25 protein-coding genes are annotated in these 25507 nt (G+C 68.6%); 11 read left to right on the forward strand and 14 right to left on the reverse strand.

The window, feature by feature from the left end; translation table 11 throughout:
• Positions 1 to 72: 72 nt before the first annotated feature.
• The 3 genes from AB0L91_RS27875 to AB0L91_RS27885 form a co-directional block, all read right to left on the reverse strand.
• Entirely contained in the window at positions 73 to 1662 is a 1590-nt protein-coding gene (locus AB0L91_RS27875) for a VWA domain-containing protein (protein WP_365015115.1), read from the reverse strand.
• A 190-nt stretch (positions 1663 to 1852) separates the two neighbouring features.
• Positions 1853 to 2107, reverse strand: coding sequence for a WhiB family transcriptional regulator (locus AB0L91_RS27880; RefSeq protein ID WP_189034276.1), 255 nt, complete (start codon positions 2105 to 2107; stop codon positions 1853 to 1855).
• Positions 2104 to 2646, reverse strand: coding sequence for an HNH endonuclease (locus AB0L91_RS27885; RefSeq protein WP_355278453.1), 543 nt, complete (start codon positions 2644 to 2646; stop codon positions 2104 to 2106). The genes AB0L91_RS27880 and AB0L91_RS27885 overlap by 4 nt, the downstream gene beginning before the upstream one ends.
• A gap of 387 nt (positions 2647 to 3033) precedes the next feature.
• Here AB0L91_RS27885 and AB0L91_RS27890 point away from each other — a divergent pair, with 387 nt between their 5' ends.
• The gene (locus tag AB0L91_RS27890; protein ID WP_365015120.1) at positions 3034 to 3732 is read left to right on the forward strand and encodes a DUF4232 domain-containing protein; all 699 of its coding nucleotides are present in this window, start codon (positions 3034 to 3036) and stop codon (positions 3730 to 3732) included.
• A gap of 18 nt (positions 3733 to 3750) precedes the next feature.
• Here AB0L91_RS27890 and AB0L91_RS27895 read toward each other — a convergent pair whose 3' ends face one another.
• Complete coding sequence (locus AB0L91_RS27895) at positions 3751 to 4965, reverse strand: MFS transporter (protein ID WP_365015123.1); 1215 nt, start codon at positions 4963 to 4965, stop codon at positions 3751 to 3753.
• 84 nt (positions 4966 to 5049) lie between these two features.
• Here AB0L91_RS27895 and AB0L91_RS27900 point away from each other — a divergent pair, with 84 nt between their 5' ends.
• Positions 5050 to 5502, forward strand: a complete 453-nt coding sequence (locus tag AB0L91_RS27900) for a helix-turn-helix domain-containing protein (protein WP_365015126.1) — start codon at positions 5050 to 5052, stop codon at positions 5500 to 5502.
• 28 nt (positions 5503 to 5530) lie between these two features.
• Here the strand turns inward: AB0L91_RS27900 and AB0L91_RS27905 are convergent, their stop codons facing one another.
• Together AB0L91_RS27905 and AB0L91_RS27910 are read right to left on the reverse strand one after the other, a co-directional pair.
• Positions 5531 to 6820, reverse strand: a complete 1290-nt coding sequence (locus AB0L91_RS27905; RefSeq protein ID WP_365015129.1) for an acyl-CoA dehydrogenase family protein — start codon at positions 6818 to 6820, stop codon at positions 5531 to 5533.
• Positions 6821 to 6822: 2 nt separating this feature from the next.
• Positions 6823 to 7482, reverse strand: coding sequence for a TetR/AcrR family transcriptional regulator (locus AB0L91_RS27910; RefSeq protein WP_365015131.1), 660 nt, complete (start codon positions 7480 to 7482; stop codon positions 6823 to 6825).
• Positions 7483 to 7728: 246 nt separating this feature from the next.
• Here AB0L91_RS27910 and AB0L91_RS27915 point away from each other — a divergent pair, with 246 nt between their 5' ends.
• The 7 genes from AB0L91_RS27915 to AB0L91_RS27945 all read left to right on the forward strand — a co-directional run bounded on the left by AB0L91_RS27915 (position 7729) and on the right by AB0L91_RS27945 (position 14859).
• The gene (locus AB0L91_RS27915) at positions 7729 to 9906 is read left to right on the forward strand and encodes a malate synthase G (RefSeq protein WP_365015133.1); all 2178 of its coding nucleotides are present in this window, start codon (positions 7729 to 7731) and stop codon (positions 9904 to 9906) included.
• A gap of 469 nt (positions 9907 to 10375) precedes the next feature.
• Positions 10376 to 10513 (forward strand): hypothetical protein, encoded by a 138-nt coding sequence (locus AB0L91_RS27920; protein WP_365015136.1) that lies wholly within the window; start codon positions 10376 to 10378, stop codon positions 10511 to 10513.
• A 46-nt stretch (positions 10514 to 10559) separates the two neighbouring features.
• Positions 10560 to 10928, forward strand: a complete 369-nt coding sequence (locus AB0L91_RS27925) for a hypothetical protein (RefSeq protein ID WP_365015138.1) — start codon at positions 10560 to 10562, stop codon at positions 10926 to 10928.
• Between the two features lie 538 nt (positions 10929 to 11466).
• Entirely contained in the window at positions 11467 to 11997 is a 531-nt protein-coding gene (locus tag AB0L91_RS27930) for a hypothetical protein (protein WP_365015141.1), read from the forward strand.
• Positions 11998 to 12743: 746 nt separating this feature from the next.
• Positions 12744 to 13958, forward strand: a complete 1215-nt coding sequence (locus AB0L91_RS27935; RefSeq protein WP_365015304.1) for an alpha/beta fold hydrolase — start codon at positions 12744 to 12746, stop codon at positions 13956 to 13958.
• A 52-nt stretch (positions 13959 to 14010) separates the two neighbouring features.
• Positions 14011 to 14307, forward strand: coding sequence for an alpha/beta hydrolase (locus AB0L91_RS27940; RefSeq protein WP_365015305.1), 297 nt, complete (start codon positions 14011 to 14013; stop codon positions 14305 to 14307).
• Positions 14308 to 14487: 180 nt separating this feature from the next.
• A complete protein-coding gene (locus tag AB0L91_RS27945; protein WP_365015143.1) occupies positions 14488 to 14859 on the forward strand; it encodes a hypothetical protein in 372 nt (123 codons plus the stop codon).
• Positions 14860 to 15026: 167 nt separating this feature from the next.
• On the opposite strand, the gene AB0L91_RS27950 is transcribed toward AB0L91_RS27945, so the two are convergent.
• From AB0L91_RS27950 to AB0L91_RS27975, 6 genes are all read right to left on the reverse strand, one after another.
• Positions 15027 to 15566 (reverse strand): hypothetical protein, encoded by a 540-nt coding sequence (locus AB0L91_RS27950; RefSeq protein WP_365015146.1) that lies wholly within the window; start codon positions 15564 to 15566, stop codon positions 15027 to 15029.
• A gap of 211 nt (positions 15567 to 15777) precedes the next feature.
• Positions 15778 to 16500: an alpha/beta hydrolase gene (locus AB0L91_RS27955; RefSeq protein ID WP_365015149.1), complete on the reverse strand. Its 723-nt coding sequence runs from the start codon at positions 16498 to 16500 to the stop codon at positions 15778 to 15780.
• A 195-nt stretch (positions 16501 to 16695) separates the two neighbouring features.
• On the reverse strand, positions 16696 to 17175 hold the full coding sequence (locus tag AB0L91_RS27960; protein WP_365015152.1) for a hypothetical protein: 480 nt from the start codon (positions 17173 to 17175) through the stop codon (positions 16696 to 16698).
• A 223-nt stretch (positions 17176 to 17398) separates the two neighbouring features.
• Complete coding sequence (locus AB0L91_RS27965; protein WP_365015306.1) at positions 17399 to 18298, reverse strand: alpha/beta hydrolase; 900 nt, start codon at positions 18296 to 18298, stop codon at positions 17399 to 17401.
• Positions 18299 to 18534: 236 nt separating this feature from the next.
• Positions 18535 to 19722: an amidohydrolase family protein gene (locus AB0L91_RS27970; RefSeq protein ID WP_365015308.1), complete on the reverse strand. Its 1188-nt coding sequence runs from the start codon at positions 19720 to 19722 to the stop codon at positions 18535 to 18537.
• 187 nt (positions 19723 to 19909) lie between these two features.
• Positions 19910 to 20770, reverse strand: coding sequence for an acyl-CoA thioesterase domain-containing protein (locus AB0L91_RS27975; protein ID WP_365015154.1), 861 nt, complete (start codon positions 20768 to 20770; stop codon positions 19910 to 19912).
• A 67-nt stretch (positions 20771 to 20837) separates the two neighbouring features.
• Between AB0L91_RS27975 and AB0L91_RS27980 the strand changes: the two genes are divergently transcribed.
• Together AB0L91_RS27980 and AB0L91_RS27985 are read left to right on the forward strand one after the other, a co-directional pair.
• Positions 20838 to 22439: an MFS transporter gene (locus AB0L91_RS27980; RefSeq protein WP_365015157.1), complete on the forward strand. Its 1602-nt coding sequence runs from the start codon at positions 20838 to 20840 to the stop codon at positions 22437 to 22439.
• Positions 22440 to 22492: 53 nt separating this feature from the next.
• Positions 22493 to 22816, forward strand: coding sequence for a hypothetical protein (locus tag AB0L91_RS27985; protein WP_365015160.1), 324 nt, complete (start codon positions 22493 to 22495; stop codon positions 22814 to 22816).
• Here AB0L91_RS27985 and AB0L91_RS27990 read toward each other — a convergent pair.
• Positions 22797 to 24194, reverse strand: a complete 1398-nt coding sequence (locus tag AB0L91_RS27990; protein WP_365015163.1) for an amidohydrolase family protein — start codon at positions 24192 to 24194, stop codon at positions 22797 to 22799. The two genes, AB0L91_RS27985 and AB0L91_RS27990, sit on opposite strands and share 20 nt — an antisense overlap.
• Positions 24191 to 25444 carry a CoA transferase gene (locus AB0L91_RS27995; protein WP_365015310.1) on the reverse strand — a complete coding sequence of 418 codons (1254 nt, stop codon included), beginning with the start codon at positions 25442 to 25444 and terminating at the stop codon, positions 24191 to 24193. Before AB0L91_RS27995 ends, AB0L91_RS27990 begins: the two co-directional genes overlap by 4 nt.
• Positions 25445 to 25507 lie beyond the last annotated feature (63 nt).

Consider the following 25507-nt stretch of genomic DNA (forward strand, 5'->3'; position numbering starts at 1 on the left):
CGGTGCGGTGGTTCACACCACCGATTCCGGCCGCGCGGGCGAATGACGTTGTCCGCGCGGCCGTTCGGGGAGTCAGGGTGTGGTCAGGGCCTTCACCACGGCGGTGCCGAAGCCGAGATCGTTGCTCGTCGGCAGCCGGGTATAGGTGCCGCCGGTCTGCTGCGCGAGGGTCTGCAGGGTCTGGGTACCCTGGCCGCCGACCACCACGACGTCGATCCGGACGGGCTTGCCCGCGGTCGTCGCGGCGGTGATCTCGCTGACCAGCGCGGGCCCGGTCAGCGTCGAGTCGTCGTCGGGACCGTCGGTGATGATCAGGATCGAGTTGGTCCGGCCGGGGGAGTAGGCGGTGACGGCGGCGCGGTAGGCGGCGAGCAGGCTCGGGTAGGCCTGATCGCTGGTGGTCTGGGTCGCCTTGGTGCTGGTGACCGCCGTTCCGACGGCATTGCGCTGCGCGTCGGTGAGCAGGCCGGTGGGGACCTGGACCTTGTAGGGCGTGGTGCCGTCGAGGTTCTTGCCGAAGGTCCACAGCCCGAGGCCGAAGTCCGGCGGCATCACGGTCAGCGTCGAGGCGAGTGCCGCGCTCGCGTTCGCGAGCCGGGTGGTCGATCCCTCGGCGGTGCCCATCGACGACGACACGTCGAGCAGCACCGTCGCGTTCACGCCGAGCACCGGGTTCGCCAGGGTGGACTGCACCTTCTGCAGTGCCGCCTTGTCCGGGTTCGGCGGGGCGGAGCCGATGGCCGGGCCGAACCCGTCGGTGGCCAGCGCGCCCGCCTGCTCCGGGGCTCGCAGGAAGTCGATGAACCGGGAGGCGATGAGGTTCTGGGTCTTGTCGACCCAGGGGCCCGACAGCAGCGCGGCGGGATAGTCCGCGAGCGGCGCGGTCCCGACCGGCCGGAACGCGGTCAGGCCGCCGGTGCCCAGCTGCTGGGCGGTCGCGGCGACGGCGTGCACCTCGTCGGCGGTGGGGTCGGTGGTGATCGCGGCCATCGCGGTCATCAGGTCGGCGGGCGTCTGCGCGCCCGCGGCCAGCCCGGAGATCGCGGCCACGACCTGCCCGGACCCGGCGGCCTGTTCGGTCAGCGGCTCGGTGCCCGAGACCGCGGCTCCGATCGAGGCGGCCGCCGCGGTGGTGGCGTCGCCTGTGGGCAGTGCCATCCGCAGGCCGCCCCAGCCGGCCAGGCCGACCTCGTCGAGCGAGCCCTGCTGCAGGCGCGGCAGGTCGGACCAGGCGACCTGATGCTGTTCGAGGGCGCTGCGCAGCGCGTCGGGCACGGCGAGCACGATCGGGCTGGTGGCGATGGAGGCGGGCGTCCCCTCGATCAGGCCGGGCACCCGGACCAGTTCGATCGACCGGGTCGAATCGGCGATCCACAGGCCGGGCTTCGGGCCCAGCGCCGGATCCCACTTCCCTGGATCGGCCAGACCCGCGACCAGCGCGGCCGACGGCCGGGCCGACACCTCCACCCGGGCGCAGTGGTCGCGCACGCGCGGCTTGGTCGCGTTGTAGCGCTCGGCGGCGGCGCGCACCGGGCCCGCGATCGCCGGATCGACGGTCACGTCCAGCGACGCCGGTCCCTCGACACATTCGGCGGCCGCCGCGACATCGGTGCTCGTGGCGCGGTCGCTGAGCTGGAACCACGCGAAGACGGCCACGATCACCAGAACGAGTACCGATGCCGCGATAACCGGACCTTTGCTGATGGTTCGAGATCTGGTCCCGCTGCGATGAGTACCCACGTGGCAAGTTTAAGGACTCGTGACCCGGCCGCCGCACGGTGGACACCTGTGCGCATCGGTGCAGGTCACGGCGTAGGGCCGGGTGTCACGACGGACACCCGGCCCCGGCCGGTCACTCGCGGATCACGCGCCCGCGGTCGTATTCACGGCCGCCCCAGACCCCCGACTGACCGGTCTGCGCCGCGTACTCGGTGCACCCCGCGAGCAACGGGCAACCGGCGCAGATCCGGCGGGCGTAGTCGAAGTCCTGCGACGGGTACGGGAACCAGGCCTCGTGGTTCGGGTCGCCGCGGCAGGCCGCCCGGTGCCACTGTCCGGAATCGGACAGCGTCAGCAGTTCGGTCAGGGCGAGGTCGGTGGTGGTCACGGCGCGTACTCCTTCCAGATCCGGCGCTGGGTGCGGGCCAGCGGGTCGGGAGCCTTGGGCTCCCACAGCAGCCGCATCCCCGCTTCCTCCGGGGTGCGGTCGGCCTTGCTCGTATTGCAGGGGCCGCAGCAGGCGATCAGGTTGCCCCAGGTGTTCGGTCCGCCCCTGCTGCGCGGGCGGATGTGGTCGACGGTCTGCGCCCAGTCGTCGCAGTAGCCGCAGCGGTGCCGGTCGCGGCGCAGGACACCGGCCAGCGTGGCGCGGCTGTCCTCACCGACCGGGGCGACGTGGCCCAGGTAGACGTAGCGGAGCAGCCGTATCGTCTCCGGCAGCCCGATGACCAGGTGCTGGGACCGGATCGGGAACCGTGGCGCCCGCTCGATGACGGTCTCCGCGGCACCGCTGATCAGCAGTGTCACGGCCCGGTCGGCGGTGATCTCGTCGAGGGCTTCGTAGCTGGCGTTGAGGACGAGCACCCTGGTGCGTATCCAGGTGTCGGACGTGGGCGCCATCGGGTCGACGGCATGACGGATCGTCATGGGAATCACCATGTTTCGAGAGAAGTGCGAACGACGGTCGGAGTCGAGTGGGATTACCGCGTCAGTGCGCGAACCGGAGACGGGCCATGGCATCGGGGCCCGCGCTCGACGCGCTGTGGGCCGAACCGGCGCGGCGATAGGTCTTCTCGGACTGTCGCAGTGGCGCAAGGGTTTTCATGGCCGTCTCCTCCTCTCGGGGTATCTCGTCGGTGTCGCCTTGTTGCGAATGACCGGCGTGGAATTCATGGTGGCATACGGCGCGCCGGATGTCGGCTGATTTATTTCCGGTAACGCTCCGATACCGACGGAAACCGCGAACCGGCAGGTCGCGATACATTTTCGGGGTGAGGTGCCCGTCGGGCGCACCGAACGCGAGGAGTGGTGCTCATGCGGACAGCGCTGATTCCGGCCGCCGTGGCCTGCGCGGTGGTCCTGCTCCTTCCCGGCTGCGACAGCGATTCCGGCGGCACGAGCGCGCCCGCCGATCGGCCGAGTCCGACCCTGCCCGCGCCCGGCCCGGCGTCGTCGGTCCGGACGAGCGCGGCGGGGCCCGCGACGCTGGTGCCCCCGGCCGCCCTGCCCGCCCCGTCCCGGGGCCCGGCGGTGACCTCGGCGCCGGCGGCCACCGGCGGTCCGACCAGTCCGCCCGGCGTCGCGCTGCCCGATACCGCGCCCGCGTGCGCCGACGGCCAGGTGCTCGTCGGCGGCGGGCCGGTCACCGCGGCGGCCGGGCACCAGGGGCTGACCTTGCGCTTCTGGCTGGTCGGGGCCAGCGGGCCCTGTTCGCTGACCGGCTATCCGGGCGTCGACGCGATCGGGGACACCACCGCGAACGCGACCCGCACCCTGCGCGGCTACCTGGGCGGACTGCCGCCCGATCGGAGCGAGCCGGCGACCGTGGTCCTCACCCAGGACCACGGTGCGCAAGCCGTCGTGGAGGGCACCACCACCGACGCCTCGGGCAACGCCTGCCCGGCGTACACCGGGTTGCGAGTCACCCCGCCCGACACCACCGACACCGTCCCGGTGTCCGAGACGCTGTCGGTATGCGATCTCGCGGTCCATCCGGTCACGCCGATGAGCTGATCGGCGGCGCCGGGACGATCATGTCTGCGGGCACGGAACCCGCTGCACCGGAACGGATTCCGCTCGCTCGCCGAGACGGAGCTGGGTCAGTCCCCAGACGGCGAAGCCGCACAGGGCATAGCCCGCGCCGAACCCGCACGCGGCCCACCATCCCCACGCGGTGTACGCCCAGGCGGTGGTGACCGCGCCCAGCGCGGAGCCGGCGGAATAGAACGTCATGTAGGCGCCGAGGACACTGCCGGTGCGGTCCGGGTGCGCGGTGGTCAGCAGGTGCTGACTGGAGACGTGCACGGCTTGGACGGCGAAGTCGAGCACGACGATGCCGGCCACGAGCGGGAGCAGGGTCGGCCCCATCGGGGCGATGAGCAGCCAGGACCCGGCCAGGATCAGCAGTGACCACCCAGTGATCGCCTGCGCGTGACCGGCATCGGCCCACCTGCCCGCCCGGGTCGCACCGAGCGCACCCGCGAGACCGACGACGCCGAACAGCCCGATCTCGGTGGTACCGAGCGACCACGGCGCGGCACCGAGGGGCAGGGCGAGGCCGCTCCAGAGCGTGCCGAAGGACGCGAAGAGGAAGAAGGCGATCAGGCCCCGGCTCCGGAGCAGGCGATCGGTGACCACGAGACGTCCCATCGACCCCAGGATCTGCGCGTAGCGCGCGCCGGGCGTCCGGGTGTCCGGGCGCAGAACCGCCCGGGTGACGACGGCGAGCGTCGCGCACGACGCGGCCAGCAGGACGAAGACCGCGCGCCAGCCCAGCGTGTCGCCGAAGACGCCCGCGACGACACGGACACCCAGAATGCCGACGACCACCCCCGACGTGACGGCGCCGATGACGCGCCCGCGTTCGCCGGGTTCGGACACCGCGGCCGCGTAGGCGACCGTCACCTGCACGACGACCGCGAACACCCCGGCGACGGCGAGCCCCGCCATCGCGATGACACCGTTCGGCGCGGCGGCCGTGATCGCCGCTCCGACGCCGGTGAGCGCCAGCAGCCCGCCGATCAGCCCCCGCCGGTTCACCAGATCCCCCAGCGGCACCAGCAGGATCAGCCCGGCGAAGTAGCCGATCTGCCCGGCCGCGACCAGCAACCCCACCGACTCGGCCGGCAACCCCAGCTGCGCGCCCGCCGCGCCCAGCACCGGCTGGATCGCGTAGATCGTCGCCACCGCCACGGCGCACACCGCGGCCAGGAGCAAGCGCTGTGGGCGCGCGATTCCGGTGACCATCACTCTCCAATCGGTAGCAAAATGCAACCAATTCACGATAGGGAATAATGGTTTCGAAACGCAACCCAATGCGGAAGGTGACCGATGACACCGACGTCCGGCCGCGATCGCGAATGGACCGACCCCACCTGCCCGGTCGCGCGCACCGTCGACCTGGTGGGGGACCGCTGGAGCCTGCTCATCGTCCGCGACGCCATGGACGGCCCCGGCTCGTTCACCGAGTTCCGGCAGCGCCTCGGGATCGCCCGCAACATCCTCGCCGACCGGCTGCGCAGGCTCGTCGACGACGGCATCCTCACCACCAGTGCCACCCCGAGCGGCAAGCGGCACGTCTACGAACTCACCGCCGCCGGGCGGGACCTGTTCACCACGATCGTCGCGCTGCGGCAGTGGGGTGAACGGCACGCCTTCGCCGACGGTGAACGGCACTCGACCCTCGTCGACCGGGACGATGAGGTGATCGCCGAGCTGCGGCCCCGCAGCGGGTCCGGCGCGCCGGTCACCGCCGAGACCACCCGCGTGCGGCGCGTGGACTGAGCACGCGACCGCCGCGGTGTCCTCGCGATCAGAGGTTGCCGACCTCGCGTTCGAGCCTGCGGGCCACGAGGTCGCGGGCCTCCTCGCGGAGCGTGGGCCGGAAACCGGTGGGGTACACCGGATCCGCGGGCGCGTACTGCTTCAGGACTTCCTTCGCGAGGGTGATCTTGTGCACCTCGGTCGGCCCGTCGGCGATGGCCATCACCTCGGCGTAGGTGGTCATGTCGAGGAACGGGAGGTCGGTGCTGACCCCGAGGGCGCCGTGCAGATGCAGTGCGCGGCGGGCGATGTCGTTCATGACCGTCGGCATGGCCACCTTGATGGCGGCGATGTCCTTGCGGACCGCGCGATAGTCCTGGGCCTGGTCGATGCGCCAGGCCGTCCGCAGCACGAGCAGGCGGAACTGCTCCATCTGGATCCAGCTGTCGGCGATGCGCTCCTGGGTCATCTGGAAGCCGCCGAGCACCCCCTTGCGGGCCGGGCGCGAGACCGCTCGCTCGCACATCATGTCGAATGCCTTGCGGACCAGCGCGACCGTGCGCATCGCGTGGTGCACGCGGCCACCGCCGAGCCGGGTCTGGGCGACGACGAAACCGGCGCCCTCCGCGCCCAGCAGGTGATCGGCTGGCACCCGGACGTCGGTGAACCGCAGGTGCCCTTCGTGTTCGCTGAAGCCGGGCACGGTGAAATTGCGCACCAGTTCGAGGCCGGGGGCGTCGGCCGGGACGATGAACATCGACAGTCGCAGATGCGGTTCGGCGTCGGGATCGGTCACCACCATCACGATGTGGAAGGTGGCGAACTCGGCGGCGGAGTTGAACCACTTCTCGCCGTTGATGACCCACTCGTCACCGTCGCGGACCGCGGTGGTGTGGAACGCGGTGGGATCCGAGCCGCCGGTGGGTTCGGTCATCACGTAGCAGGAGCCGATCTCGCCGTCTAGCAGCGGCTGGAGGTACTTCGCCTTCTGCTCTGCGGTGCCGAAGTGTGCCAGGATCTCGGCGTTGCCGGAATCCGGTGCCTGACAACCGAACACGAGCGGCGCCCACATCGACGTGCCGAGTACCTCGTTGAGCAGGGCCAGCGCGAGCTGACCGTACCCGGGACCACCCAGTTCGGGGCCGAGGTGGCAGGCCCACAGTCCCTGGTCCTTGACCTGCTGCTGCAGCGGCCGCATCAGCGCGCGGATCTCGGGGTTGGTCCGGTCGTAGGGGTTGGGGTAGAGCAGATCCAGGGGCTCGACCTCGGTGCGGACGAACTCCGCGACCCAGTCGAGCTTGCGCTGGTACTCCGGGTCGGTCTCGAAATCCCACGCCATGATCAGCCTTTCGGATCGGTGTCCGTGGCGCTGAGCCCGGACAGGACGGTGTCGGTGAGGATGTCGGCGATCTCGGCGGGGGAGTGCGCACCGCGTTCGCGATACCAGAAGCCGAGCGAGTTCAGCATGCCGAGCAGGCCGTTGGTGACGACGTGATCGGCGGTGCGCAGCCGCCCCGCGGCGTGTCCCGCGTCGATCACCTCCTGCCAGCGGCGCTGGAGGCGATCGCGCAGCCGCTGCAGCTCGACGGCGCGTTCGCCGGTGAGCGCGTCGGCGTCGCGCAGGTGCACCGCGACCGCCCGGCGATGGGTGACGATCAGCTCCACGTGACTGCGGATGAACAGGCGCAACGTCTCGACCGGGTCGGTGCTCGTGTCGGCGAGGCGCTCGGCGTCGGCGAGCAGCAGGCGGGTGTAGTCGGCGAGGATCTCCCACAGCAGCTCTTCCTTGGAGCCGATGTGGTAGTACAGCGCGCCGCGCTGGACATCGGCCCTGGCACCGATCTCGGCGACGCCGGTGCCGTGGAAGCCGCGCTCGGCGAACAGGTCCAGCGCGGCGGCCCGGATGCGGTCGCGGGTGTCGGCCGCGCCACGATCGGTGGCCGGTGGGCGGCCACGGCGGCGGACCGGGGCGACGGGTTCGCCGGATCGCGCGCCGTCCACCGTGCCTCCACTCCACCGGGCGACCTGGGGCGAGCCGCCGAGAAATGTTCCGGTCAGTACATTAATTCTCCGGGTGCCTACAATCAAGGGGTGGGCCGCCACGCCCACGCGTCGACCTCGGCGTCTCGGCGTGGCGGAATGGACGGCGGTTCCACGGCGTTCGAACCCACACGAGGTGTCACCACTACCCGCGGGTAACATGACATCGACTTTTCCCACCCGGCTTTCTCAAAAGTGAGGCAGTAGATGACAGAGCGGATTCAGGTCGGCGGGCTCCAGGTGGCCAGCGTTCTCCACGATTTCATCGAGAACGAGGCGCTCCCCGGTACCGGCGTAGATTCCGCCGCGTTCTGGGCCGGAGCCGAGCAGGTCATCAACGACCTCGCCCCGCGCAACCGCGCCCTGCTGGCCGAACGCGACGAGATCCAGGGCAAGCTCGACGCCTGGCACCAGGAGAGCCCGGGCGCCGGCTACGACAAGGGCGCCTACAAGCAGTTCCTGACCGAGATCGGTTACCTGCGCCCCGAGCCCGCCCCGTTCCAGATCGGCACCGGCAACGTCGACGCCGAGATCGCCACCACCGCGGGCCCGCAGCTCGTGGTGCCGGTGATGAACGCGCGCTTCGCGATCAACGCCGCCAACGCGCGGTGGGGCTCGCTCTACGACGCGCTCTACGGCACCGACGCCATCTCCGAGGCCAACGGCGCCGAGAAGGGCACCGGCTACAACCGCGTGCGCGGCGACAAGGTCATCGAGTGGGGCCGTAACTTCCTCGACGACGCCGTCACCCTGATCACCGGCTCGCACATCGGTTCGTCGTACTACAAGATCGTCGACGGCGAGCTCGAGATCGGCCTGGAAGACGGCACCGACATCGGCCTGGCCGACCCGTCGCAGCTCGTCGGCTACCTGGGCGACCCCGAGGCCCCGACCTCGGTGCTGCTCAAGCACAACGGCCTGCACATCGAGATCCAGATCGACGCGAACTCGCCGATCGGCTCGACCGACACCGCCGGTGTCAAGGACATCGTGCTCGAGTCCGCGCTCACCACGATCATGGACTTCGAGGACTCGGTCGCCGCGGTCGACGCCGAGGACAAGGTCGTCTGTTACCGCAACTGGCTCGGCCTGAACAAGGGCGACCTGGCCGAAGAGGTCACCAAGAACGGCAAGACCTTCACCCGCACCATGAACCCCGACCGCGTCTACACCGCGCTCGACGGCTCGGAGCTGGTGCTGCACGGCCGTTCGCTGCTGTTCGTGCGCAACGTGGGCCACCTGATGACCTCCGACGCGATCATCGACGCCCAGGGCAACGAGGTCCCCGAGGGCATCATGGACGGCCTGATCACCTCGCTGATCGCCGTGCACTCGCTCAACGGCACCGCGACGCTGGCCAACACCCGCACCGGCTCGGTCTACATCGTGAAGCCGAAGATGCACGGCCCCGACGAGGCCGCGTTCACCAACGAGCTGTTCGGCCGGATCGAGGACATCCTCGGCCTGACCCGCAACACCCTCAAGGTCGGCATCATGGACGAGGAGCGCCGCACCACGGTCAACCTCGCCGCGTCGATCGAGGCCGCCAAGGAGCGCGTGGTGTTCATCAACACCGGCTTCCTGGACCGCACCGGCGACGAGATCCACACCTCCATGGAGGCCGGGCCGATGGTCCGCAAGGCCGAGATGAAGGCCCAGACCTGGATCGCCTCCTACGAGGACTGGAACGTCGACACCGGCCTGGCCAAGGGCCTGCCCGGCAAGGCCCAGATCGGCAAGGGCATGTGGGCCATGCCCGACCTGATGGCCGGCATGCTCGAGCAGAAGATCGTGCACCCGAAGTCGGGCGCCAACACCGCGTGGGTGCCCTCGCCGACCGCCGCCACCCTGCACGCCACCCACTACCACCTGGTGGACGTGTTCAAGCGGCAGTCCGAGATCGCCAAGGGTGGCCCGCGCGCCACCGTCGACCAGATCCTGGAGATCCCGCTGGCCCAGTCCACCGACTGGTCCGACGAGGAGAAGCGCCAGGAGCTGGACAACAACTCCCAGGGCATCCTGGGCTACGTCGTCCGCTGGATCGACCACGGTGTCGGCTGCTCCAAGGTGCCCGACATCAACGACATCGGCCTGATGGAAGACCGTGCCACCCTGCGCATCTCGAGCCAGCTGGTCGCCAACTGGCTGCGCCACGGCGTCGTCTCCGAGGCCGACGTGATCGCCAGCCTCGAGCGCATGGCCCCCGTCGTCGACCGCCAGAACGCCGGCGACAAGGCATACACCCCGATGGCCCCGAACTTCGACGCCAGCATCGCCTTCCAGGCCGCCAAGGAACTGGTCCTCGAGGGCACCAAGCAGCCCAACGGCTACACCGAGCCGATCCTGCACCGCCGTCGTCGCGAGTTCAAGGCTGCGCAGAAGTAGGGTGTCAAGTGTGTGAAAAGTAGCTCATAGCAGTACTTTTCGCTTGCGGCCCCGCGTCGGAGAAATCCGGCGCGGGGCCGCTGTGTTCACCGGGGATCACCCTGGATACCGGCTCATCACCCTCAAAACGGTCACAAAAACGGTCACAGAACGAACGCGCCCAACGTCGTCCTCATAGGTGGTCTACCAGCGGATTCGCATCCCTCCTTTGGAGGTGACCTTGCGGCGATGCAGTGTGGTCTTGTGGCCGCCTGGCGCTTCTGCAGACCGCTACTCGGACCTGCCGATACTCGGGGTGAGTGCATTAGACCCTCGACTGGAGTCGTACTTCGTACAGATCGGAGTCGGACGTGAACTTCAGATGGCGGCACCCGCAGGCGCTCGCCAACAACCGCACGTTGTTGCTACGACGGACCCATCATTCGGTAGCGCCGCAGCGGCCACGATCGCTGCAGACAACGGAACATTCGTGATCCTGCATCACGATGGCTCGATCACTGTCGGAAACGACAGCCGTGATATTGAGAAGACCTTCAACGCTGGCCGCTGGGAGATCCTCGAATCGGGTCGGCAGAATGCGTTGGGCGATACCACCGCCGACTCGTAGTGTCTATCGAGATAGCGGTCGGCTGCGCCTGGCCTTCGCCGAGTTCGTGCAGGTCAAGAAGTCCTATCAGGAGGTTGGCGCCGCCAGCGCCGATAAGTGGAGCATCGAGCTCGACCAGCTCAACATCCTGCTCACAACCAGCCCGACTACGGCCTACTGGCCCATCGGCGCCGACGGTGAGATCTACACCGTCCCCGCGAAACTGATCTACGGGCTCGCATCAGGCGCGAAAGCCCTCAACCAGGCCGCATTCACCCTGCACTACGGCGACATTCGCCATGCCGCGATCGGTCTGGCCGGATACGTCACTTACCTCGCTGTCGGAACTTGGACCGGCAACTCGACGCCGGAAGGCGTCGAGGAAGCCCGGGGTCGACGAGATCTGCGCCTCGCAGACCCGGGTACCTATGGATGACCTTGCGCCACCTCCACTGGACCGCCCGGCCGCCACTGGGGGGCAACCGCCGAAATCGGGCGGATATGGGGCAAGCCCATGTCCGTTGTTACTTCGGCGGCTGCTACCGGAACCCCGGGAGCCTGCGGCGTCGGCCGAGCCGGCCTGAGCGGCCTTGGATCACGTTTTGTCGGTGGCCCGGTGTACGGTCGGGGCAACTGCGAAGGTCGCGGGTTCGAGTCCCGTCACCTCCACGCATGCGGGTGTAGCTTCGACCGGCTGGCCCGCGTCCCAGCCTCCGATGGCGAGGCACTGGACCGAGAGCTGGAACGAAACTGCCATAAGTTGATCGACTATGTCGAGGCGATTCACCAGCGCCGGGCTCCGTGGGAGCTGAGCGCCTACCTGGTGCGCGGGGCCCTAGCCCACAGCCGGGGCGGGTCGAGACGTCTGTTCGGTTGAGGAATCTGGCCTGGCTGGGAGGAGTGCCTCGGTGCGTGACGATCACAGCGCTTCGTCTTCGAGTGCCGACGCCGCGGCTATCGAATAGTGTTGCGGCATGAGCACTCTCACAGCTGTCGCGAGCGTCGTGATAGCAGCCCTGGTTCTGTGGCTCAACATCGGGAGCCGTCGAGATTCGCAGTTTCGGCGCGTGGACGAGTTGCTGACCGCGTTCCAGTCCGGGTCGCTGTCGGAGGCGCGGCACCTCATGGGGACTTTCCGGCACTCCGAACAATTTCCGGAAGGCTGGGACCTCGGTCCTGATGGCTCCGCAGACCCTGCCAAACCCCACACGAAGGCGTTGTTCGATGTCCTGTGGTTCTTCAAGCGGGTTGATGCGACGCTGGAAAGTCTGCCCGCCACTGGGCGCCTGTTCGGGCGTCACGGCCCGCGGCGCTTGTTGCTGCGATCGCTGACAGCTGATGTCGGGACCTGGACTGAGTACCTCGGAGTTTTCGAGCACAAGGGTGTGATCGCCGATAGGGATGAGATCACTGCTGCGCCGAACGTATTCCGCTCGAAGCAGGGCTTGGAGGCCGTCGACAGGGAGCGCCGGAAGGAATTCGGTGCAGCCGTTCAGTCCTCGTAATACACCTGCATGCTCTGTTCCCGCGCGCCCGGTTGCCGCTGTTCGGCGGTAGGTTCGCCGACGGTCAAAATCGCCGGGGTACTGCGCCTCGAACGTAGCTACTGCCCGATCCTGGGTCGGCTGTGGTCAGATGGTCGATCGGGTGTCGTGAAGTTTTCGATCGTTCGCTGACGCGTTCGTGTTGCAGGGAAAGCTACTCACCGGCATTCTTGAGCGCGGTGGTCTTGCCGGAATCGGCCCCGCACCCGTGAGGATAGCCCGGCCAGTAGGTCCCCAACCGTGGTCGGTCATGCCCTAACGCCCGACCAAGCACGCGCAGCCGGCGACTTTGAAGGCGTGCACTGCCAAGCACACCGCGGCACATGGCGCAACCGCCGAAACAGGCCGCCTGCTCACAACGCTTGACCGGCAACAGGTTGGGCGGATTCGAATGCAGCCCAGAGCGGATGCGAATTCCAGTGGTTCGAGGAGATTAGTGGTACGCCACTTCCAGTCGCGCGGCAGGTATGGCTGCATATGGTCTGGGGTCACGTAGGGGGCGCGGCGAGCTCGCGCACTTGATCGACGTCCCAGTAGGGTGCGCGTTCCTCCCCCGTCGACAGACAACTTGTATGTGACAACGACCTGTCGTCACGGGGCGATGCAACTTGCAATTCGGACATGGCCAGCACCCCCCACTATCGAATGCTTCCCCTGAGTGGTGAGCCGATCGTGTCGAGCGCTGCTACCGTCTCCCGGTGGGTGAAATGTACCGGTCGGTCGGGTTGATGGCGTGGAAGGCGGTGCGCGCGCTCGCCATGAGCATGACCGTTGTGTCGGGTGTCAGTGGTTGTGCTGCTGTTCAGCCGGCGTCCCGTACTGCCGGCGCTGCGTTGGGCTTGGACGCGTATTACACACAATCCGTTGGCTGGGCACCCTGCGAGGAAGGGAAGACCGGCGAGTGGTTCGCCGAAACGTTGGCTGGCGTGGAATGCGGGCAGGTGAGGGCACCACTGGACTACCGAAACGTGCAACCAGATGGGTCCTCTGGCGCCCAGACCGTACTGCTCGCGGTGGCCCGTCGGCCCGCCGCCGAAGAAAAGACCGGCACGCTGCTCGCGATCAGCGGCGGACCCGGCCAGACCGGACTGGATTTGATCGAGGCCGCCTACCCGCCAGAAGTGCTCGCCCACTTCGACATCGTCGCCTACGACCCCCGAGGGGTAGGCCGGTCCACGCCACTGATTCAATGCGCCGGCGGATTGGACCCCGACCTCGACCTCAATGCAGACGACACCGAGGCACTCGAGGCAGCCGAGCGCACCGAGGTCGCCGCCTGCGTGACCGACACCGGGCTCGACGTGTTGCGCCATACAGGTTCCGACGAGGCGACCAACGATGTCGACCTCCTGCGCGCAGTGTTGGGAGAGGAGCGGATCAACTTGCTCGCCTACTCGTACGGCACCCAGATCGCGGCGATGTGCGCACTGCGCTTTCCGGCCAACTACCGCGCCGCGATCCTGGACGGCGTCGTCGACATCGCAGAACGGCCGAACGACATGCGCCTGGGGCAGGAACGCGGCTACCAAGCCACATTCACCCGAGTAGCCTCGTTCTGCGTCGGCGAGTATCGGCGCGACGGCGCCGAATGCCCGCTGGGTACGGATCCGGCAGCCGCGGAGGAGATCTTCCAGCAGTTGCTGCGCGACGCCGACGCGCGCCCCGTACCTGTCCGCGGGGGCTCGCCGGTGAAAGCAACCGACGTTCTCGACGCAAGCTACACCGGGTTGTTGTGGCCGTCGGCCTGGAAGCCGTATCTGGCCGCGCTGCAGGCACTGCGGCACGGCGACGGCACTGCGGTGCGCCGCTTGGCCGATTTCCAGGACAGCGAAGGCACCAACGCGCTCACCGCAATCACCTGTACCGACACCGCCGGCCCCGACCACCGATCGCACAGCCAGACAGCACGACGCCGCAGCTAGATACGACGCAGCCACCTATGACAACTACGAACCTCGGCCAACCGAGTTTCCGCTGGAGGACTGCGACCTATGGCCGTTCGAAGGCAAAGTCGTTCCCGGCAAGCTCCTCCCGGTGGTACTGGCAAGGGCGGGCTCCGCGGCACGGCTTCTGTTCGTCGGCACCCGCCACGACCCGACAACCCCGCTCGGGAACGCCGAACGGATGGCCAAGCACATGACCAGTCCATTGCTCATTCGTGAAGGCGACGGTCACGCCGTCGTCTTCGGTGACGAGAACGACTGCATCGACACCGAAGTTGGTCGCTACCTGAATGATCCGGACTCCGCGCGGGACAAGACGTGTGCGTGAGCGGCCCGACAGTGATTGGTTGGCAGGTCCCGCTCGGTTGAAGAAAGCGCACCGGGCCGAACGCACCGCAATGCCGATTCCCACACACGGTATGCCGTCTCCGCGAGACCAATGACAGCAGCCGGGTATGAGCTTCCTCGAGTGTGCTGACAGCCAGGTTGTCCTGGCAGTATGTGACTGATGAGCAAGCACAGCAGCCGGACCCGCCGCGGCCTATCCGCTCGCGGGCCATCGGGGATCTTCGCCGCAGACGTCCAGGTGTTTCGGTTCTATCCGGACGGAACAGCTCTCGATGTGCTGATCAAACCCGCACCCACGTCGGCGGATGGCCCCGAAATCGAGACATGGCTTCGCAGGGAATCCCCGGTCGATGGGGTTCACGTCACGCAGTACACGCGCAGCGCCGGTAATCGCCTCGCCTTCACCTCGACCAGCCACCTGTACAACTGCATAGTTGAGGTGGACGGCATATGGAGTGGCCGGCGCATGACACTGAATCTTCGTGAGGGCGGCAGGTTTCAAAGCGCAGTTCGGTTCGAGCGGATCGGATGACAGGCTGATTCACCGGGAACGCACGCTCATGCCGCGAACACGACGTTCGGAACCGCGCCGCGGGCTCGGCCGGTGAGTGCACGCATATGCCGGATGGTGTGCGCCCTTGCTGTATGGCACGTCGTGCTGCTCGAACCATCCTGCGGGTGAGAGCAACCGGGCGTGCTTCAGTTCGTGTTCCGGCAGCGCACCCCGGCACGCTGGACCAGCCGCTCGCTGCCGACGAACGAGTACAGGTAGTTGGCCTCGTTGATCCGGCTGTCGTGGTCGAAGGCTTGTTCGGCAAGTCTCAGTACTGTCGCGCCGATCGCAGAGACGAAGTACTCGGGCCATAAGACTGTGCGGACGGCCAGTACTGGTGAGCGATCAACGTCCGCCAGGCCGACCAGAACCGGTAGGTGCCGGCGAATTTGGACCGTCGGCGTTCCGGGACTCCTGCCTGGCGGGGTGTCCTCGTGCGGATTGAAGGACAGGCATTTCCAAGAGCTTTCGCCGAATCGATAGAGCAGGGTTCCGTTGTGCCGGGTGTCGAGCCAGGCGAATTGTGCTTCCGCAGTTTCGAACTCGGCGACTTGCTCGGCTGTCGGAGAGGTCTGGTCGACGAGCAACAAGCATCCCTCGGTGGTCAGGATCAGTTCTGGCCCCGGCCAGCGCTGTGTCCCCGAGTCGTAGTAGCCGCCGACGTGCAGTCGCAAAGGGTCCGCCATGCAGATCATCCTGTCGTGCCCGCGGCAACCCTGCACGCCTTGATTCCCGCCGGGGCCCTCGACAACGCACTGATTCGCCGCTTCCAGCGTTGTCCGAATCGTGCTTAGTTGTCCGTTGCCGCGACCATCGTCGGGCGACGTAGGGTACCGAGCAGCGAATTCAGGCTGCTCTGAACTACCGATGCACGAGAAGTCCTGGGGCGACATCGACCTATGACCGTGGTGGTGTGATCGCCGATAGGCTTGGCATCGCGCATGTTCTGGTAAGGAGGTCGACCCATTGCTGCGGATGGGTCGACCACAGGTTGTGGGCGACGCCGGGTAGCTCCTCGAATCTGCCGGCGGGTAGCAGTGCGGCGAGTTGCCGCAGTGGCCAGGACGGGCGGATGTCGTGCTGCGGGCCGATGAATGTCATAGCGACAGTGGAATCTGCCAGGCGGCGGAGCAGGTCGGGTTCGTGGATCCAGTCGACGAATGACGCGGTCAGGGCAGCATGAACGGCTGATTCCCAGGTGATCCTGAGGTCGGCCTCCAGATGCCGCGAGGACGTGTATGCCTCGGACCAGGTGCGGTCTTTGTGTAGCCCGTGTCCGGCGACGCCGACCACGAATCTGACACGGCTGGGATGATCCAACGCATAGCGCACCGCCAGATCCGAACCCCAGGAATGGCCGAGCACCACCCAGCTGTCGACCCCTCCGGCTCGCCGCACCGCCTCGATGTCGGCGACTGCCCGAGCGAGGTCGTGCGGGCCGCCTTGGGAGCGTCCGACACCTCTGGGCTCCGGGTACCACGCCCGCATCCCGCGCGGCGCCAGAGCGTCTTCTTCGAGATAGTGGACGCAGCCCGGGCCGCCGGACAGAACCACGACGTCCGGACCATATCCGGTTACACCGACATGCAACAAAGTCCCGTCGTCGGCAGCGACTGTCATCGATTGCATTTTGTCCCCTCGTGCGCAGCCCGGCGCGTCTTCGAACTAGGAGAATTCGACCACGCTGACGGCCGGTGCCCGGCACCGGAACTCGACGGCCGCCTTCGGCGTCGACGCGCTGTTTGCATGCTGGGACGGTCTGCTGGTCCTCCATGAGGTCGACGGCCTGGTGCTCGCGGAGGGTCAGGTTGCGATTTACCTCGTCGGGACCAAGCGCACCTCGAAGGTGAGTACGGCGGCGTCGCTGGGCTCGAGATCGAGAACGGTTTCACTCACAACCTGTTCCGTGGAGACCACGTGGTGTGGGTGGTTCGGCGTGCACGGCAGCGCCGCGCATCGCGTCACGTATCCGCCCGCGCCGACAGGTATGGCGCGATACCTGCCGGGAGGGATTGAGGACAGCGGGCCGCCGCTGATGACGTCTCCGATGCTGAACGTTCCGGGAGCGAAGAACACTTCACTTACTATCGGCGTCCTGGACGTCGGAGCCACAGAAGTGGCAGGCGTCGGCGCGGCGATCGTGATGGTTCGGTGTGTGGTAGCGGACACATGTGCAGGGTGGTCGTCGTTCAACTCGTCCAGCGCGGTAAGGAGGATCGCGAATGTGCCGAGCCCGACGACGAATAGCGCGAGCAGCGTCCAGCGAGTTCGATTCGTCACCTTCTGGATCGCCACCGTGGCCCCCTCCGCCGTTGTTGTTCCATCGCCGACTGATCGCCAGAGTTCGCCGATGCGTTAGCGCAGTGGCTGGGCTGAGTCTCGCGTGACCTCCGTCTCTGCGCGGCGCGTTTGAAGCTGTCAGCCGCCTATTGGTACAGGCCGGCGACCAGGGCAGGCTCGGGCACTTCTTTGGCTTGGGGGGAGATTCACTGTTGGAGGGTGGATTTCCCGAACAGGACTACCTGGCGGGATTGTGCGGGCTCGGCACGGGGAAGGCCCGGTCGACGAGCGCCGCGCGCAGCGCGTCGCGTTGACTCGCGAAGAACGACCGCGACACCGGTGCCTTCGGTAGGACCAGGTCGAAACCATGGAATGCGCCCGTGACGATCTCGACGGTGCACGGGACGCCGGCGTCGGCCAGGTGTTTCGCGTACGCCGTGGACTCGTCGTGGAACAAGTCGGCGGTGCCCACGCCGATCCAGGCGGGCGCGGTTCCGGAAAGGTCGGTGCGGCGTGCCGGTACGGCGATCTCCGGATCGGTGTCGCCGAGATAGGCGGCCCAGCCGAAGTGGTTGCTGCGCCGATCCCACAACCGCCATCGGGTGTCGTCCAGGTCGGACCGGGCCGAGGTCCGGTCGTCGAGCATCGGGTAGACCAGCAGCTGGAAGACGGGTGCGACCTCGCCGCGGTCTCGGGCGAGTAGCGCGAGGGCCGCGGCGAGGCCGCCGCCCGCGCTGGCGCCGCCGATCGCGACCCGTCGCGCGTCGATGTCGGAGCGCCGCGCGAGCCAGGTCATCGCGTCGTAGCAGTCCTCGAGGCCTGCGGGATACGGATGCTCGGGGGCGAGCCGGTAGTCCACCGCGGCGACGACTATTCCCAAAGACTCGGCGAGACCACGGCACACCGCGTCATCCTGTTCCGGCACGCCGAAGACGTACCCTCCGCCGTGAATCCACAGCAGAGCGGGCAGCGGACCGGCCACCGGGTGGCGCGGGTGGTGCAGCCGGACCCGGACCCCGGCATCGGTGGTCGCTTCGGTGGCATGGGGAGAGGAGCGCAGCCGCAGAAGGCCGACGAGCCCGCGCAACAACGGCAGCGACCTGCGGGAAACGGCGCGGCTCGGCGCGACCGCCGCCATCGAACGCAGATCCGGATGGAAATCGTGCAGCGAGAACCTGGCCCGGAGTCGTTTCCATCGGGCGGTGGAGGTGTGGCGATCCACGGTCGGTCTCCCCCTGTCGCTGACGACAACTATGCAATATAGAACGTGTTCCAGCTTACGGTCGAAGCGCAATCCGGGTCGCCGTTCGGCCGGCGCGGTCGCGATGACCACCCACCGGTGCTCCACAGGGTAGGGAGCACCGGCCCGATGCACTACACCGGATCGGGCGTGGCCTGCGCGGACCGCAGCGTGGGTGCGGGGTTGGCGATCGGGAGGCCGAGGAACCGCCGCGCGTTGTCGCCCATGAAATCGTAGGTCCGCTGCACGTCCATGTCCTCGGCGTACTTCCAGTAGCCGAGGGGCTCGGCGAGACCTTCTGGGTGCGGGTAGTCCGACCCGAAGAGCACCTTGTCCCACCCGACCGTGTCGACCACGTCGGCGACGCAGCCCTCCCAGAAGGGGCTCACCCAGATGTTGCGCCGGAACACCTCGTGCGGGTGCTCGGGGAAGTTCTGCGGCATCTTCTTGTAGAGGTCCTCGAAGTCGTGGAACAGCGGCTGGATCCACGAGCTGCCGTTCTCGACGCTGGCGATCCGGAGATTCGGGAAGCGGGTCAGGGTTCCGTGGCAGATGAGGCTGGTGATCATGTCGGCGATCTCGCGATGCCCCAGGGTCATCCACCGGAACGAGCTCTGCGCCATGAAGTTCGCCGTGTGCGGCGGTTCCCAGCGGGCGATGTAGCTGTCGAGTGGCGGGTAGCTCGCGTGCAGGACGACGGGCAGACCGGCGGACTCCACCTCGCGCCAGAAGGGGTCGAACTCCGGCAGGGCGGGCGAACGCCAGCCGTGTAGCCCGTTGACCGGTCCCGGCTTGATCAGCACGGCCTTGGCGCCGTGGTCGAGGACATAGGCGAGTTCCCGCTGTGCCGCATCGACTTCGGACAGGTTGATGATCGGCGTCGAGAACACGCGGTTCTCGTAGTTGTAGGTCCAGTGTTCGGCCATCCACTGGTTGAGGGCGTGGATGATCGCCAGCGTCAGCGCGGGATCGTCGGCGGCCGAATGCTCGACCAGGCTGGCCAAGGTGGGGTAGTTCAGCGCTTCGACCACACCCTGGCGATCGAGCTCGGCGATCCGGTCCGCTGGGTTCCGGGTTCCCGAGGGCGCGTCGATCGCGGGGCCCTGCATCTCGCGCAGGGTGAGTCCCTCGGTGTTCTCCCCGGCGAAGAACTTCTCGTGCGCGCCGGGGGCGGCCACCCGCTCGAAGGTCGGGTTCGGGATGAAGTCGGTGACCTGGTTGTTGATCACGATCCGGGTCTGGCGGCCGATCTGGGCGAACTGCACCGCTCGCTCGTACCGCTCCGGCAGGTACCTCGTCAGCGCGTCGGGGTTCTCGTACATGTGCTGGTCGGCATCGAAAATCGGTGCGGCACGGAATTGTTCGTCGGTGCTGCTCACAGTCGCCCTCCTCGGGAGCTGGGTTGTCGCTCCGGGCCGCCCTGCGCGCGAGGCGAAGGCGGGACGGCCCGGTGGCCCTGGATCACCCCACGGGTAATTGTCTTATTTACGGTAAACCATACAGTAACGGTCAAGGATGGGGTCGGGGAGCCGTGCCGGCGGGGAATCGCAGCAGCGACTCCTGGGCGAAGGAGGCGATCAGGGTGCCGTCCTCGCCGAAGACGTCGCCCTGGCCGTAGCAACGGCCGCGTCCGACGAGCGCCGGACGATGGCGCAGCAGCAGCCAGCCATCGGTGGGCATCGGGTGATGGAACCACAGCGTGTGCGAGGTGGTGGCGGAGGTGAAGTCCCGGCCGTTGCCGTGGTGGTCGATGCCGGGAAACGATCGCAGCGCGGTCGCGATCACGTGGAGGTCGCTCGCATAGGCCAGGAGCGCCGCGCGGACGCCGGAGTCGTTGCCGGGCAAGCGCATCCACAGGTCGAAGTCGGCGCCGGCATCGCCGTCGTCGGGTGTCGAGGTCGCTCGCGTGTCCCAGGGCAGGAGCTCGATCTCGACGCGGTGCTCGGGCCCGGGCGCCGACAGGGCCGGGTGGTCCGGCTGATACGCGGGGCCGTCTTCGTCGCTGTGCAGGGAGATCGCGCAGGTGGCGATCGTTCGGTCGCCCTGCCACGCGGAGACGGTCAGCGCGCCGAACGAGCGCCCGAGGTGGACGGGGTCGATGAGATAGGTGACCGGGTCCTCGGTGCGCCCTTCCCTGGTGAACAGGGCGTGCAGGGATTTGATCGACCGGTCCGGCGCGTGGACATGTGCCGCGCGCACGAACTGGGCGAGGAGCTGGCCGCCGAACAGGCGCCGGTGCGGCAGTTGCTGATTGGCTCCGGTGAGCATCCGCGACGCTGCGCCCGGCGGCGAGGGTGCGGTGTGGCCCGCGCGTGGATCGGGTTCGCGCAGATCCAGGCAGGTCATGAGGTCGTGCAGCACGTCGGTCACGAGCTGATGATACGTTCTACTGGAATAATTACAGTAGCTGATTCGACAGAGCATCGTGGAGGGTCGGATGACAGGGAATCTCGACTCGAAAAGGCTCGGCGCCGGCCGGGTCTGGGCGCTGCTCGTGGCCTGCCTCGCGGTCGGGCTCGTGATCGCGGGCATGGTCGCGCTCTACGGAGCCCTGCCGAGCATCGCCACCGCGACCGGCGCCTCGCAGCAGCAATTGACCTGGATCACCGATTCCTACACCCTCGCACTGGCCTGCCTGGTGCTGCCGGGTGGCGCCCTCGGCGATCGGTACGGGCGCCGCCGGATGATGGTGGCGGGCTTGATCGTCCTGGCCGCCGGTTCGCTGATCCCGCTGGTGGTGTCGGGCCCGGTCTGGCTCATCGCCGCGCGTGCGGTCACCGGTGCCGGGGCAGCGCTGGTCATGCCGTCGACCCTGTCGTTGCTGACCGCGGAGTTTCCCGCGTCGCGCCGTGGGCTGGCGGTCGGAATCTGGGCGGCGGCGGTGGCCTGCGGTGGCGCGATCGGACTGCTGGGTGCGGGCGCCCTGCTGATGTGGTGGTCGTGGACGGCCATTCTCGTGGCGATGGCCGGTGCCGGCCTGATTCTGGCCGTGGCCGCGTGCACGGTGGCCGAATCCGTCGAGGAGTCGCGACTCCGGTTCGACACGGCCGGTGCGGTGGTCGGGGCGGTGGCTATCGGCTCGGTGGTGTTCGCGGCGTCGGAGGTGCCGTTGGTCGGGTGGAGCGATCCCCTCGTGCTCGTTCTCCTCGCGGTCGGTCTCGGCGCGACTGCGTTGTTCGTCGCGGTGGAATTGCGGGCCGACGCGCCGATGCTGGATGTGCGGCTCTTCGCCGACCGGCGGTTCGGTTCCGGAGCGTTCACCATCACGGCCCAGTTCCTCGTGGTGTTCGGCGTTTTCATGCTGGTCGTGCAGTACCTGCAGCTGGTGCTCGGGTACGGCCCGCTGGGTGCGGCACTGGCGGTGGCGCCGATCATGGTTCCCCTCATGCTGGTCTCGCCGGTCGCCCCCTGGCTGTCGGAGCGCGTCGGGTTGCGCGCCATGATGGCGTCGGGACTGGCCGTCACCGCGGTGGGCATGTTCGGTCTGGCCCGGCTGTCGGTAGGCAGCGGGTACGTCGAATTGCTGTGGGCGTTGGTCGTGATCGGCTTCGGTATCGCGCTGTCCGCGACACCGGCCACGGCGGCCATCGTCGGCGCGGTGCCGACGCACAAACACGGCGTCGCCGCGGCTGTCAACGATGCGACCCGTGAGGTGGGCGCGGCGATCGGGATCGCGGTCGTCGGGAGCCTGCTCGCGGCCGGGTACCGAGAGCGGATCGGCCCGGTGGTGGCGGCACTGCCGCCGGAGTTGCGCGCGCCGGTGGCGGCCTCGCCTGCCGCGGCGCTGGAGGCGGCCGGGGTCTTCGGGCCCGCGGCGCGTCCGCTCGTCGAGCAGATCGAGGAGGCGTTCGTCCACGGGTCGGGCGCGGCGGCCACGGTGCTGGGGACCGGGGTGCTCGCCGCGGCAGTGGTCACCGTCTTCTGGGCGCCCGGCCGGGTGCGCTCCGCCGCCACCGATTCCGGGGTGGACGAGCAGGTGTCCGAGTCTGCCCCGGATGCTACGCCGGTCGTGGTGACCGGGAAAAAGGCACTAGACTGAATTAGTTACTGTAATATCGACAGTAACTAGTTCGCGCGAGAGGATGGTGCTCGATGGTCGAGCGCAACGGCGCCGGAACCGGATCGCCCCGGTTGCCCGGTATGGATGGCGACGAGCCCGTTCTCGGCGATCTGATCGGCACCACGACCCACGACCTGCTGGACTATTTCGAGAAGTGCCCGTCGTGCGGATACGCGGCGCAGGCGTCGGTCACCACGCGCGCCTTCTCCCGGGGTGTCGTGGAGCGCAGGCTCTTTCGCACTTGTGGCCTGCCCTGCGGTTGGCACGTCTCGACAGCCGAGATCGTCGACGCGGTGCCGCTGACGCGCTGCCGTGGGGTGGGCCGGCGAGCGGTGGTTACGTCGCAGCCCGGGTGAGGAACGTCCGGCGGACCACGTCGGCCGAGCCGGCAGCGAGCCCGCCGCGCAGCGGTTCATGGAGCAGCACGAGGTCGGCGGGAGCGCCCGGCTGGACGCGCCGGGGCGGGCCGCCGGGATCGTCCAGCGGCGCGAGGTAGGCATCGAGTGCCTGTGTGGGGGAGAGACATTCCTCCGGACCGAGGACCTCGCCCGTTTCCGGGCGGCGGTGGACGGCGGCCGCGATGACGGCCCAGGGATCCATCGGACCGTACGGCGCGTCACTCGACAGCGCGACACCCACACCGGCGTCGAGCAGGGTGCGACAGCGGTAGAGATCGGCCAGGTCGCCGTCGGCGAGGTGGTCGCGGTAGTAGCTGCCGCGCTGAGCGAGAAATCCGGGCTGGGTGACCACGCGCACGCCCCGGCCCGCGAGGGCGTCGATGATGTCGGCAGGCACGATAGCCGCGTGCTCGATGCGGTCTCCGGGAAACGACCCTGCGACGTCCAGCGTGGCCATCAGCAGGACCAGCGCCTCGCGGGTCACGCAGTGGACCGCGACAGCGCGGCGGTCCGCGTGTGCGGCGCGGACGCGCGCGACGAGGTCGTCGAACAGCGGGAGTCCGGAATCGGCCAGCACGATCTTGTAGGGTCCGGCGCCGACGCGATCGGTGTACTCCCACACGCGGCCGAGTGGGGCACCCAGCAGCGAAACCCGTTGGGGTAGAGCGCCGTCGGCCACGGCGGAGACCAGCGCCGCGTGTGATCGATCGGACAGGTCCGGCGTGGCGTCGGTGACCCCGGTGATCCCGAATCCCGTGAGGGTCGCGCCCACCCCGTCGAGCCGCGGCGGCCCGGTGTGCGGCAGCCGGGTGCGCAGCCACGGGTCCGCCCGCCAGATCCGGCCGGTCGGAAGCCCGTCGGTGCCGCATTCGACGCCCGGATGCGCGGGGCCGCTGATTCCCGCGGTGGTGAGGGCGGCGGTGTTCAGGATCCACATCGCGCCGCTGCGATGCTGAATGCGGACAGGGCGCGCAGAATACAGCGCGTCCAGTGCCGCTGCGTCGAGATCGCCCGCGACGGTGTCGACGTAGCCGGTGCCGCGCACCCAGCCGTGTTCGTCACCGGGCGCGGCTGCCAACGCCGTCGCTAGGGCGGCGCGGTCCCGGACCGTGGGTGGTCCGCACGCCGTGGAGGTCGCGTCGGCGGCAATCGCGTGCAGGTGGAGGTGATGGTCGTGCAGACCGGGGATCAGCGCACCACCGTGTGCGTCGATCACCTCCGCGGCATCTCGGGCGGACAGGTTCCGGCCGAGCTGATCCACGCGTCCGTCGCGGAGCCGCACATCCAGATCGGGGACGCCGTCGACCTCGGCGTGCCGGATCACGATGACGGTCACGGGACCGGAATCCGGAGGGAGCCGAGCACTCCGGCGGTGTCGGCGCCGGATTCCGGTGCGGGACCGGCCGGTGCCCGGGGAGTGGGGTCGGCCACCGGCACCGGGCCCTCCTCGGTGTCGGCGATCCACTGCTCGCCGTCGCGCCGGAGGTGTGCGGCCGGTTCGTCGGTCAGGGTCGCCGTGACGACGTCGGTCATCGAGAGGTCCCAGAGCACGCCGGATCCGTCGGCAGGCGCCGAGGCCGCGAGCGCGGCGGCGGTGATGCCGGTCAGCGGGTCCGCGATCGCGTCACCGACGAACACCGGTGTGTTCGTGCCGATGTCGTGGGCGAGCAGACCGGCGGTCGCGGCGATGTCGTCGCCGAAACCCACCCGGTGCGAGGATCGGCCCGCCGCCGTGATCGAGATCCAGCAAGTCCCGCGGGCGACCGCGCGGGTGGCGTCGAGACCGAATCCGGCCAGCGCCCTGGGTCGGGAGGACTCGATGACGATGTCGGCCGCGTCGACGAGCGCGGCGAGCGCGCGTCTGCCACCCGGTTCCCCGGGATCGAGCACCACGGACTCGTGGCCGTGGTGCAGCAGCGCGTAGAACTCGGGATTGCCCCGCCGCGCGCCGTCCGGGCGGTGAGGCGTTTCGACCTTGACGACGCGGGCACCGGCCAGCCCGAGCAGATGCGCGCAGAGCGGACCCGCCCACAGTGCGCTGAAATCCACGACGAGGAGTCCGGCGACCGGGCGAGCTGTCATCCCGGGCCATGGCGTTGCAGCGGGCGGGCGAAGGTCGGAGGTAACCGGGAGCCCCGGGACTGTGCGGTCGGCGCGGGTGCGGACGGGACCTGCCGCGAGACCGAGCAGTTCGGCGCGATCGCCCAGCTCGGTGCCGGGATGCTCGCGGGCCCAGCGCGTCAGCGCGGGCCAGGGATCCGCGCCGTCGAGATTCACGCCGACGAGCGCGCCGATGAGGTCGGCGTCGCCGGGCCGGGCACACGACACCGCGGCCCAGCCGTCGGCGGTGCGCAGCAGTCGGCAATGGCGGCCCGCCGAGACCGCGCCACCGCGGCGCAGCCCGGTGAGCGCGGCGCGTTCGCCGAGCAGGCGCGCGCCGTCGAGCCCGATCGATGTCCCGGTAGCGGAAGCGAGGACGGAGATCAGCTCCCGAGCGTGCGTCGCTGCCCGCCCGGGCGGCATCAGCACGGGCCCGTCGGGCCGTCCGGTCAGCGCGACCACACCACTGTCGGACCAGTCCACCACCGGTGAACCGGACTGGGACGAGCGGGTGAAAGGCACAGCTCGATACTAGGGCGAAGGACACGA

Source organism: Nocardia sp. NPDC051833, from assembly GCF_040681225.1.
Taxonomy (GTDB): domain Bacteria; phylum Actinomycetota; class Actinomycetes; order Mycobacteriales; family Mycobacteriaceae; genus Nocardia.